11 protein-coding genes and 1 pseudogene are annotated in these 11,674 nt (G+C 49.0%); 11 read left to right on the forward strand and 1 reads right to left on the reverse strand.

Annotated features, from left to right (window positions below; genetic code table 11):
- Together FHS77_RS14850 and FHS77_RS14855 are read left to right on the forward strand one after the other, a co-directional pair.
- Positions 1 to 110: integrase core domain-containing protein (locus tag FHS77_RS14850; protein WP_184224714.1), on the forward strand; the 110-nt coding region annotated here is incomplete at its 5' end.
- A gap of 761 nt (positions 111 to 871) precedes the next feature.
- Entirely contained in the window at positions 872 to 2,674 is a 1,803-nt protein-coding gene (locus FHS77_RS14855; protein ID WP_184224715.1) for a phosphoenolpyruvate hydrolase family protein, read from the forward strand.
- Here FHS77_RS14855 and FHS77_RS14860 read toward each other — a convergent pair whose 3' ends face one another.
- Positions 2,675 to 3,367, reverse strand: coding sequence for a phosphoenolpyruvate hydrolase family protein (locus FHS77_RS14860; protein ID WP_184224716.1), 693 nt, complete (start codon positions 3,365 to 3,367; stop codon positions 2,675 to 2,677).
- A 201-nt stretch (positions 3,368 to 3,568) separates the two neighbouring features.
- On the opposite strand from FHS77_RS14860, the gene FHS77_RS14865 reads away from it, so the two are divergent.
- The 9 genes and pseudogenes from FHS77_RS14865 to FHS77_RS14905 form a co-directional block, all read left to right on the forward strand.
- Positions 3,569 to 4,501, forward strand: coding sequence for a branched-chain amino acid ABC transporter permease (locus tag FHS77_RS14865; protein WP_184224717.1), 933 nt, complete (start codon positions 3,569 to 3,571; stop codon positions 4,499 to 4,501).
- Positions 4,501 to 5,487, forward strand: a complete 987-nt coding sequence (locus FHS77_RS14870) for a branched-chain amino acid ABC transporter permease (protein WP_184224718.1) — start codon at positions 4,501 to 4,503, stop codon at positions 5,485 to 5,487. The genes FHS77_RS14865 and FHS77_RS14870 overlap by 1 nt, the downstream gene beginning before the upstream one ends.
- A gap of 58 nt (positions 5,488 to 5,545) precedes the next feature.
- Positions 5,546 to 6,820, forward strand: a complete 1,275-nt coding sequence (locus FHS77_RS14875; protein WP_184224719.1) for an ABC transporter substrate-binding protein — start codon at positions 5,546 to 5,548, stop codon at positions 6,818 to 6,820.
- Positions 6,821 to 6,891: 71 nt separating this feature from the next.
- Positions 6,892 to 7,674 (forward strand): ABC transporter ATP-binding protein, encoded by a 783-nt coding sequence (locus FHS77_RS14880; protein ID WP_184224720.1) that lies wholly within the window; start codon positions 6,892 to 6,894, stop codon positions 7,672 to 7,674.
- Entirely contained in the window at positions 7,674 to 8,402 is a 729-nt protein-coding gene (locus FHS77_RS14885) for an ABC transporter ATP-binding protein (RefSeq protein WP_184224721.1), read from the forward strand. Before FHS77_RS14880 ends, FHS77_RS14885 begins: the two co-directional genes overlap by 1 nt.
- A gap of 16 nt (positions 8,403 to 8,418) precedes the next feature.
- Positions 8,419 to 9,615 carry a Tm-1-like ATP-binding domain-containing protein gene (locus FHS77_RS14890; protein WP_184224722.1) on the forward strand — a complete coding sequence of 399 codons (1,197 nt, stop codon included), beginning with the start codon at positions 8,419 to 8,421 and terminating at the stop codon, positions 9,613 to 9,615.
- Positions 9,612 to 10,451, forward strand: a complete 840-nt coding sequence (locus FHS77_RS14895; protein WP_281383614.1) for a phosphoenolpyruvate hydrolase family protein — start codon at positions 9,612 to 9,614, stop codon at positions 10,449 to 10,451. The genes FHS77_RS14890 and FHS77_RS14895 overlap by 4 nt, the downstream gene beginning before the upstream one ends.
- Before the next feature lie 20 nt (positions 10,452 to 10,471).
- Positions 10,472 to 11,383 (forward strand): SRPBCC family protein, encoded by a 912-nt coding sequence (locus FHS77_RS14900; RefSeq protein WP_184224723.1) that lies wholly within the window; start codon positions 10,472 to 10,474, stop codon positions 11,381 to 11,383.
- A 215-nt stretch (positions 11,384 to 11,598) separates the two neighbouring features.
- A pseudogene (locus FHS77_RS14905) lies at positions 11,599 to 11,674 on the forward strand (IS6 family transposase); the annotation flags it as partial.

Below are 11,674 nucleotides of genomic sequence, written 5' to 3' on the forward strand. Positions count from 1 at the left end.
TTATCAAATCATTGCATTTATGGTTCGAGCATTACAATGAGCTTCACCCACATAAAGCTTTAGGATATCGTTCACCCCGTGAGTTTATCGCGGAGAAAATTAACCAGTAAAAATGGCCGATCTTTCGGGGGCAACTACACTCTAATTGCTGGTTCCATCCATTCGCTGCCTCCTCAACCAAATCTGAAAAATTCAGTTCGACCGTGCTGCCACCGACAGTAATTCTGATTATCTCGTTGTCTGGAGTTAGATACCGGATGACGCCGCCATAAAGGTTAACAGGATTAAATGGTGTAGGGGCCGAACTTATTGATGTTTTCCAAACAACATTGTCGATGCCGGAAGGTTGTGCTTGAGCAAAATTTGGTAATGTGAATGTTGAAAAAACCAAGAAAAATAAAAACAAATTATTATTTAAAGACAGAGCTATCCGCATTTTGTGTTCAGGAAACATAGCGCCCTTTCAATGATCAATAATTTAATATTATTCCATCAAAGCATAGTTATCCTCATACAGCTATTGATGAATCGTGGGAGCATATTTATGGTTTGATATAAAAACTATGCGCGATGCTGCTGTTCCCAGCTGGGAACATTGTTATTTGATCACTTTTCCTTATGCAGAAATAAGCGGTCTAAATACACGAAATACGTTTTCAAAAATAGTTCCCAGCAGGGAACATGCGCAAGCCTAGGTCAAATTGGTCGCTTGAATTTTCCATATTTTGGATCGAGGGCCCTATTGCTTATCATCAGGAAATATCGAATTGATAATAATAGCAATGATTAAATTTGCTACCTATGCAGCAGTTGTCACTATTACTCACTCAATTGCGTCTCTTCACTTTGGATCGGTAACTCAATAGGTAATATGTATAAATTTGCTGACTTGGTGCGTAGTAAATTAATCGTTGGTGAACCTATTGTGGGGGTGGCCATAGGAGCTGGCATGGCAGCGGTGCCTGCGGCACGAGGCGGGGCTGACTTTATACTCGCCCTGAATGCAGGGCGTTATCGGGTGATGGGCGCGCCATCTTTAGCATCGATGCTCCCCCTCGCCGATGCCAATCAATTAACAGATGAATTTGCGCAAAGAGAACTGCTCGGACGCGTTTCAACCCCTGTGTTTTTTGGAGCGGCTTGTTTTGATCCCAGATTGGACTTGGAAAGATTGGTCGAAAATCTAGCCAAGGCAGGCTATGCAGGTGTCGCCAATTTTCCGACTTCTATTCATTATAGCGGCCGCTTTCGCCAAGCTTTGGAAGAAAGCGGCATGGGGTTTGATCGTGAAGTGGAAATGCTTCGCCATGCCCGAGATGTCGGCTTGGGGGCATTTGGTTATGCTAAAACGATGGCGGAAGTCGCCGCATTGGAATCGGCTGGAATTGATATTTTATGTTTGAATTTTGGCTGGAATGCCGGTGGAATGCGTAATGTAGCGCAGGAATTTACGCTGGATGAAGCATCGGATCGCGCAAGGCGCATTTTCCGGCGGTTGCGACACTCTAATCCGGATTTAATCTGCCTGTTGGAAGGAGGTCCAATTGTGACGCCTTCAGACATGTATCGCGTCTGGCATGATGCGAAGGCTGATGGCTATGTCGGGGGTTCAACTTTTGATCGATTGCCGGTTGAAACGGCAATTTATCAAATGACTTCAGCGTTTAAAACGGTTGGAAGATTACGTGAGGTTGAGCAAGATCAAACGCGTACGGATGTGGAAATCCGGAGGCTGACTGGTATTGTAGGGCAGTCAGTAGCGATGCTAACCGTTATTGACCAAATTGATCGACTATCAATGCTTGACCTGCCGGTTCTGATTATTGGCGAGGCTGGCACGGGGCGTATGACGGCGGCACGCAGCCTGCATGTTTTGGGTCGGCGAGGCGGGACGTATATTCAACTACAGGCAGCCGAAGTCAATCGTGCACCGGAAAAGGTGCTGTTGGGAACATCCGGCTATGCAACAGGCAAAATGCAGTTCCAAAAAATGCATGCAACAGCAACGCGTTACGGGCATGAGGCTCTCCTTTTGCGTGAAAGGGGCACAATTGTCATTGATAATGCTCAAGATCTCAGTGTGGAAGCATTGAGCATCATTCAAGATTGGGAGGAGGAAAGGGGAGCGTTGGGCAAAGAAGAGAAGGCGTCAGGTGCGCGGCTAATATTGATTAGTGCGCCCGAACGTGATTTCAATCTGGCTATATTGCACTTGTTCCAAGCTGCAATAATTCGAATTGCGTCTTTACGTGACCGGCCTGAAGATGTGCTGGCTTATTCACGCCATTATTTATCTCAACTCGTTCCGCTCTCACCCACCGGAGCGCAGATGGCGCCGCGATTGGAGTTGCTTCCTGATGCCATTAGAAAACTTTATGCCCATGATTGGCCGGGTAATATTAGAGAATTACGCAAGGTAATCGAACAAGCGGCCATGCGGGCAAAAAATGGAATGATCGGTGCTTCCGAATTAAATTTTACACCGGTCGTTCAAAATAATACGATGTCACCTGCAGCGCCGCCAACGGCAGCGCTCAATCCTATGACCGAGGCCGAATGGCTGCTTGATGCATTGCGGCGCAATAGGTTCCGCCGCGGCGAGACTGCTGACTTTCTCGGAATTTCACGCAAAACGCTTTATAATCGAATGCGAAGTCTGGGACTGCTGCGCTGATTAGAAACCAAACTCCACAATGCCGTCGGCTTGCGTGAAAACAGTATCCAGTTCTGTGCCGTAGCCATCAGGCCGCATGATCAGAATTTGTTTTTTAAGATTTTCATCCAGCCGTAGGCTACGTAATATTTGGTCGATGAGTTTGGCCGAAGTGGCACGAACGCGCCAATCACGCAAATATAAGCCCGGATGCAGGATGAGGGTGTCTGCACCGGCTTGAAGCATAAGCCGTGCCGCGTTGAGACTGGTCACAAATGCGGTGCCCCTAAAACCTGCCTCGCAGAAAGCCGCCATGATTTCGACTTCGCGGGTCAAACCTAGCGATGCGCTCTCGAAGCCTCTCATGCTGTCTCCATCATGGAGTTGGATGGTGGGATAATTGGTTATTCGTTGAATTTTTTGATGACGCAACGGTTCAAACAGTGATTGCGCCAGTAAAAACGGATCAGCCATCATAAGAGCCAATGTTGTCTTTGATGACCAATGTTCATTGCCCTGCGATGCATCAGGTAACTGATCACCATTTTCCAGTAGCGACAGGGCGCGGTCATTGATACCGGAAATGGGTAACAATGCTGCAACTTCAAGTCCATGACGTGGCAGTCCGGCCAGGCCGGGGCAGATAATAACGTCCTCTTCCTCAGCAGATGGAAGGGGCGGAGCCGCCAGCAATTTTACCCGATAAGCACTCAAAAGCATTCATCCCAAAAATATCGAAACATTTGATACGGTTTTAGTGATCAGTTCATTCATTCAATATGAATTTATGCTCCGACATCATAGACACAATGTCAAAATTACCCAATATTACCCAAAATTAGATGATTTTGCACTGGAAGATATCATAATCAACGGCCACTATGCTGGTGTAAGAAGTTATATGAAATAAAAATAATGAATACTGTTCTTTCAAGTAAAGAACAGAAGGGGGAGCTATTGTCTCTAAGCTTTATTCTGACTGTAACTCTCAATGGATTAACATTGGCGGCACTGTATTTTATCGTTGCCTGCGGGTTTTCACTAATATTTGGGTTGATGCGTACCGTTAACATGGCGCACGGCTCCCTTTATCTTATTGGTGCCTATGTCGGTTTTGCGGTGTTTGATCCGCTTTATACCAATGAATCGACTTACTCCATCGCTTGGTATGCTGCGATTGCGGCAGGTATGGCCGCTGCAGCTATTGTCGGCATTGTAATGCAGGTTGCCTTTTTGGGGTGGATGCAAGGGCAGGATTTACGACAGGCAATGGTCACTATCGGGCTGTCAATCATCATCGCCGATCAGATTTTGGCTCAGTTTGGCGGAAGCCCTTTCCAGTTTTTTGCACCCGATGCATTGTTTGGTCCGGTATATGTGCCAGGCATTGGTCGTTACCCGATATTCCGTCTGTTTCAGGTTGGCTTGGCACTTTTCGTCGGTCTGGCGCTCTGGCTGGTGCTTAACCGCACCAAATTGGGCATTATGATCCGTGCCGGTGTGGATGACAGGCAGATGCTGGAAGCATCGGGCGGAAATGTGAGGCAAATTTCAATCATGGTATTTGCTTTGGGTGCAGCGCTTGCAGGTCTGGGGGGTGTTATTGCCGCGACTGCACAGCCGGTATCTTTAGGTATGGACGTAAAGTTTCTGCTGACCTCACTGGTTGTTGTTATTGTTGGTGGTTTGGGCTCGGTAGGGGGCACTGCGCTGGGCGCTATCCTGATCGGACTGGCTGAACAATGGGGGCAGGCATTGTTCCCGACCTATTCGGTTATTCTCACTTTTGTCATCATGGTTGTTGTCCTTGCTGTACGCCCTCAGGGGCTGCTCGGGAGGGCTCAGTAATGCGCAGACTAGTTTCTCCTGTTGTTCTTGCCAATATGGCCGTGGTAGCGCTACTTTTTCTGTTGCCTCTGCTGGTCTCGTCTTTTTGGATCGGCAATATTTTCGGCCGCTCTCTGGCATACGGTATCGTGGCCTTGTCGCTGACATTTCTCGCAACCTATGGCGGCTTCGTCTCATTGGCGCAAACGATGGTCGCGGGCGTTGCAGGCTATGTGCTGGCAATTTATGCACCGACAGCCATACCGCTTGGCAATTATCCGCTCCCTTGGGGTGTAGGAATCATATTGGCATTGGTTGCAGCGACATTTGCAGGGCTTCTGGTCGGACTGATCGCGGTTAAAACAAATGATATCTATCTTTTGATGATCACTTTGGCACTGGCAGTCGGTTTTGGCCTCTTCGCTCAATCAAATACAGAAATATTCAATGGTTATGAAGGTATCCGCAATATCGTAGGTCCTGAATTGTTCGGATCTTCAATCCGATCGCCCAAGACCTTCTATTATATAGCGTTGACGGTCGCGTTGATCCTCTATTTTCTGGTTGTTTATTTACGCAAATCGCCATTCGGGCTTGTCCTTCAAGGATTGCGCGATACTGCCAGACGGGTTTCGGCTCTTGGATATCACGCAACAGCCCACAGAGTTGCTGCTTTCGGAGTTGCCGGATTTATCGCCGGATGTGGCGGAGTGCTGGTAACATTTTACAATATGGGCATTACCGCCAGCTCTATTGGCATGGGTGCTACCGTCAATGTTTTAATCATGTGCGTGATTGGTGGTCTGGTGCATCCGGCAGGCGCCTTTATCGGCGCACTACTTTTCTCGCTACTCGATACATTTGCACCATCAATATACGACAGAGATCGCTTTAACACATTGATCGGCTTTGTTTTTCTGGCTGTTGTTCTCTTGTCGCCGAATGGGGTTTTAGGGGTGATGAAGTTGATCCGCGATCGTTTGGATTTCCGCCGACATAATAATTAATTCAAACCAACGACTTTAGGGAAAAGTCGCAATTAAATAACAAAGGGAGGATTTGTTTATGAAAAATATCACGAATAAAACGGTTCGTAGCTTGAAGTTAGGTGCTGCAACCTTATTGGCGAGTGTTGCGATGGTTGGATTGGCCGCCGCAGATAATGATGTCATTCGTATCGGTTCGATCACCACGCTTGAAGGGCCTTTCGCAACGGGTGGTCAAGATGCTTATCGCACCATGGAAATGGCTTTTGAAGAAATCGGTTATGAAATTGCCGGTAAGAAAATCGAATGGATCCGTGAATCGTCGAATGCTGATGCTGATGTGGCACTTGCTCGTGCCCGCAAACTGATCGAGCAGGATAATGTCGATATCGTTATTGGACCGCTCTCAGGGGCGGAAGGTGTAGCATTGCGCGATTATTCGCGCACACTTGAAGGCCGGACATTTGTTAATGGTTCGTCTGCATCTTCTGATACAACCTTACGTGATGCTTCCCCGAACTTCTTCCGTTTTAGCACGGAAGGGACACAATGGATGGCCGGACTTGGCAAGCATGTTTATGATGATCTGGGTGTAAAACATGTGGCTATGGTGGCCGCAGATTACTCATTTCCTTATGCGCAGGCTTTCGGCTTTATGCATGAATATTGTTCAGCCGGCGGTGAGGTGACCAAACTATGGTCGCCGCTCAATACAACGGATTTTTCTTCCATTATCGCCCGTATTCCTGAAAATGCCGAGGCTATCCTGCTGATCCAAGGTGGTACGGATGCTCTGGCATTCTTAACCCAATATGCGCAAACTGGTGGCGATTTACCGGTTTACGGTGGTTCAATCACTGCTGATCAGACACTTCTCAGTGCCCGCGGACCGCATCAGCGCGTCATGGACGGCATGTTGTCAGCAGGGCCGATTGCAGACATTAATGACAGTCCTGAATGGCAAAAATTCGTTGCAGCCTATCGTGAACGTTTCCCTGATGGTTTTGATTCACCGTCAATTCATGCGGTGAATTATTACACCAATACGCGCGCAGTATTGCTTGCCTTGGAAGCTGTTGCCGGAGACCTTTCCGGTAATCAGGCAGCATTTCAGGAGGCTTTGTCCAAAGTGGAGTTTGTAACACCGACAGGTGCAACCGTAAAATTGGATGAAAATCGCCAGGCGATTTCCGATATTTTCCTGACGCGCATTGTTGATGATAATGGAACGCTTCGCACAGAGGCATTTTCCAGCACACCGGCTGTGACACAAACTTTAGGCATGAATGTTGCCGATTTCTTAAATCTGGGTGCACCATCGCGTGACAATCCGGACTGCTCGCCAAAGAGCTAAACCGCTTGGCATAGCCAGCCCGAATGTAAATTCGGGCTGGCTCAGCGATGATTTACAACGGACATGACCGCATGACAGCCCATATCAATCACGTTTCCGGCGAAAGGCCATTACAGCCAGCACTCAAGCTTGAAAGTGTGGGGCGGTTCTTTGGCAAATTGCACGCAGTTTCTGATGTAAGCCTGACAATCCAAGCGGGTGAGCGTAGAGCTATTCTTGGGCCCAACGGAGCCGGAAAAACCACATTATTCAATACGATTTTGGGTGATTTCCCACCTACCTCCGGCCGTATATTGCTGTTTGGAGACGACATTACGCAAGTGCCTCCACATCAACGCATAAGACGCGGAATAGGGCGCACATATCAAACCTCGCTTTTGTTCGACGGCCTGACGGTTCTTGATAATCTGTTCATGGCGGTTCGCGGTGTTTTGCCGGGGCGGATGTCTTTTTTGCGCCCCCGACGCAATGATCCTGCAATGATCAGGGCGCGCGAGATGGCGGATCGTATGCGGATCAGTCATCTTTTAGATATAACGGCTTCTCAAATTTCCTATGGTCAGCGGCGGCAAGTGGAAATTGGTATGGCGCTTGCCTCAAATCCGAAATTGCTGATGCTGGATGAGCCAGCGGCTGGATTATCGCCGGTTGAGCGACCGGAATTGAACAAGCTCCTTGCTGATTTACCTGCCAGCCTCACGCTTATCCTGATCGAGCACGATATGGATGTTGCTTTGCGCAATTCTGATATCGTGACAATTATGAAAGATGGTTTCGTGGTCGCGCAGGATGTGCCGGACCAGATTACCAATAATCCGGTCGTCAGAGAAATTTATCTCGGGAGCGCCCACTAATGTCTGTATTGGAAATACGCGATCTTCACGTTCGGTTTGGACAAGCGCATATTTTGCAAGGCGTTTCGCTGAATTGCGGGCCGGAGCCATTAGCACTTGTCGGGCGCAACGGCATGGGAAAAACGACGCTCTGTTATGCGATCATGGGCATGCTGAACCCTGATCAGGGGCAGATATTACTGAATGGCCGTGAAATTCGGGGGCTCAGTCCGAACAGGGTCGCCAAGGCAGGAGTTGCGCTTGTACCGCAGGGACGCCGTTTGTTTCCTTCATTAACGGTACATGAGCATTTACAATTGGTTGCCCAAAGCAGCAAGGACGCGTGGAATATCGAACGGGTCTACGACACTTTCCCGCGATTGGCTGAACGACGCAGCAACCGCGGCGGACAACTTTCCGGCGGCGAGCAGCAAATGGTTGCGATTGCCAGAGCGCTGTTGATGAATCCCGAATTGCTGATCATGGATGAACCATCCGAGGGGCTGGCGCCGGTCATTGTCGACCATCTCATCGACACATTACGGGCGATTGCAGCTGAAGGGATGTCGATCTTGCTGGTTGAGCAGAACCTGCATGTGGCAACAAGTGTTGCCGATCAGGTGGCTATTATGGTGACAGGTAACATTACCACGACGATGCCGTCGGACATTCTTGCCAATGATACCGAGGCGCAGCAACGTTATCTCGGGGTTAGTTCTTCGTCACAGTCCGGTTCATTAAACGCATAAAAATAAGGGTTGAAAGATGCAAACAGCCTATATTATCGGCACAATGGATACTAAAGCTGACGAATTGCTATATGCGCGTGATTTAATCCGTGCATCCGGCATTTCAGCGAAAATTGTAGATGTCAGCACGCAGAAATTTGTTGCGGGCGCTGATATAACGTCCAGAGAACTAGCTGAATTCCATCCCGATGGAAGCGGGGCTGTCTTGGATTTAAACGACCGTGGGCTGTCACTGGCAGCCATGTCGCAAGCGCTGACATCTTGGCTTGGCTCAGTGTCAGATATCGGCGGCGTATTGGGGTTAGGCGGCTCCGGCAATACGGCGGTGGTCACCACCGCAATGCGCGCACTGCCGGTGGGCGTGCCAAAACTGATGATTTCTACGGTCGCATCGGGCAATGTCGCTCCCTATGTCGGACCCAACGACATTACCATGATGTATTCCGTAACCGACATTGCAGGGCTGAACAATATCAGCCGCAGGGTCATTGCCAATGGCGCACATGCAATTGCCGGTATGATCAGATTCGATAATTTTGAACAGGCTGACGAATTGCCGGGTGTCGGTATGTCGATGTTTGGTGTCACCACAAGCTGTGTCGACCAGCTTCGCGGGCTGCTTAAAGGGAAGATCGAACCTTTTATATTTCATGCCACGGGAACAGGCGGCCAATCGATGGAAAAGCTGCTTGATTCAGGCTTGCTTGCCGGTCTGCTCGATGTGACTGCCACTGAAGTTGCCGATTATCTGTTTGGCGGTGTTTTCCCGTGTAATGAAGATCGCTATGGAGCCACAGCCCGCACCCGCCGGCCTTGGGTTGGATCGGTGGGCGCTGTGGATATGGTCAATTTTGGCGCACGCGATACCGTTCCCGACAAATTCGCAGAGCGCAATCTCTACGTGCATAATGCACAAGTTACACTTATGCGCACAACGCCAGCCGAAAATGTAGAAATCGGCCAGTGGATTGCCCGCAGACTTAACCAATGTGAAGGACCGGTGCGCTTATTGCTGCCACTGGGAGGCGTTTCCGCAATCGATGTTCCGGATATGCCCTTTTATTCTCCGGAAGCAGACGCCGCATTGTTTGAAGCAATACGCTCTACTTTCGTGCAGACCACCCACCGCCGCCTGATCGAAATTGAGCATGACATAAACGCGCCTGCCTTTGCCGAGGCACTGGCTGCAAACTATCTGGAGATTACCCAATGATGCATAGAAACGTTCCTGACCGCAGCGGGCTTTTGGCTCGATTCCATGATATGGCCGCCCGCCGTCTGCCGATTATCGGCGGCGGTGCCGGTACGGGTCTGTCTGCCAAATCGGAAGAGGAGGGCGGTATTGATCTCATCGTCATCTATAATTCCGGCCGCTACAGAATGGCCGGACGCGGGTCTTTGGCAGGGATTTTGGCCTATGGCAATGCGAATGAAATTGTACTTGATATGGCGCGCGAAGTGTTGCCTGTAACACGTCACACACCTGTATTGGCAGGTGTGAATGGAACCGACCCGTTTCTGATGCTTGACTATCATTTGAACAAGCTGAAAGCTCTGGGGTTTTCCGGGGTTCAAAACTTCCCTACAGTCGGGTTGATTGATGGTATTTTCAGACAAAATCTTGAAGAAACAGGTATGAGTTTCTCGCTGGAAATTGATATGATCCGTGCAGCGCATGAAAAAGACATGCTGACCACGCCTTATGTTTTTTCAGCTGATGAGGCCGTTGAGATGACCCGCGCCGGTGCCGACATTATTGTTGCGCATATGGGGCTGACCACGGGTGGTTCCATTGGTGCGGAAACAGCTCGCTCATTGGATGATTGTGTGCGTGAAATTACCGAATGGTCGGAAGCTGCCCGCAAAGTGCGCAAAGATGTTCTGGTGCTTTGTCATGGCGGACCGATTTCATCACCAGAAGATGCGCAATATATCTTAAATAACACGCCCGAGATTAACGGGTTTTATGGCGCAAGCTCTATGGAGCGGCTACCGACCGAAACGGCTCTTGTTGAACAAACCCGCCGCTTTAAAGCTCTCACTTATTAGATGATATAAGGAAAAATAAGATGGCAAAGGCTTATGCCAGCACAATTATAAACGCTCCGGTTCAGCGCGTTTGGGCCGAGGTGCGGGATTTCAATGCATTGCCGAACTGGAACCCAGCTATTGTAGAAAGCGAGATTGAGGGGGGACAGTCTGCGGATGAAGTCGGATGCATCCGTAGTTTTACGCTTGCGGATGGCACCCATGTTCGCGAGCGTTTGCTGTCGCTTGACGATAGCCGCTACTGCTTTACTTATAATTTCGAAAAGCCCGCTTTTCCGGTAAAAAACTATCGGGCTGGCATGGATTTAATCCCTGTCAGCAAAACCGGCGGTACTTTTGTGCAATGGTGGGCGGAATTTGATGAAGCCGCTGAAGATGCCGGTAAATATATCGAAATTATCTCAAAGCATGTTTTTGCTGCTGGTCTGGCTGCATTGGCTAAAAAGATAGGCGGGCAGGAAAATACGGCAGGTGCTGATGCGTTGTGGCAGGGACTAAGACCGGCCAAGGTTTTTACATCCTCGCCAATTGCTGCTCCTGTGGAGGAGGTCTGGGCCAAGATGCGCGATTTTGCCGGTATGGATGGATGGCATCCCGACATCAGCAATATGGAAATGATCGACGGGGTTGCCTCTGATAAAGTTTCAGGCATCAGAGATTTCATGTTTGGCGAGGGGCGATTGTGGGAACAGCTCACGCAACTTTCCGACACGGAACATTCTTTTCGCTATCGGATATTGAAAAGCCCGATGCCGTGGCTCAATTATCATGCCGGTGCGCGACTTTATCCTGTTAGTGATAGCAATACCACATTTGCAGTGTGGACAGCAGACTGGTGCGCAAGTCCGATTGACGATCTTCAGCTTATTCCTAATGTGCAAGCTGGCGTTTTCCAACTGGCATTGGATACACTGGAAAGACAGTTTCAGTAAAATTTTGACGATGGTTTAAGGGGGAGGGGGCTTTATCGTTTTGAGCTGCCGCCCCTCCCCTTTTAATCCGGAAAATTTTGAACAGAAATTTCAATTTCAAGCGAGTAGTTTTTCAAGGCTGCCATCGATGATGGAGCAGGCTCTTTCATCGGCTCTGTTGCAAAAACCACATTGCTTGACAGATAATAGCCTGTTCTGAGTGACAGGAGCAGGAAATGTCAGATTTCAAGTGGCGCCATTTTCAGGGTGAGATTATCCTTTGGGCAGTGCGGTGGTATTGTCGCTACGGGA

This window comes from Paenochrobactrum gallinarii (assembly GCF_014205685.1).
GTDB lineage: Bacteria > Pseudomonadota > Alphaproteobacteria > Rhizobiales > Rhizobiaceae > Paenochrobactrum > Paenochrobactrum gallinarii.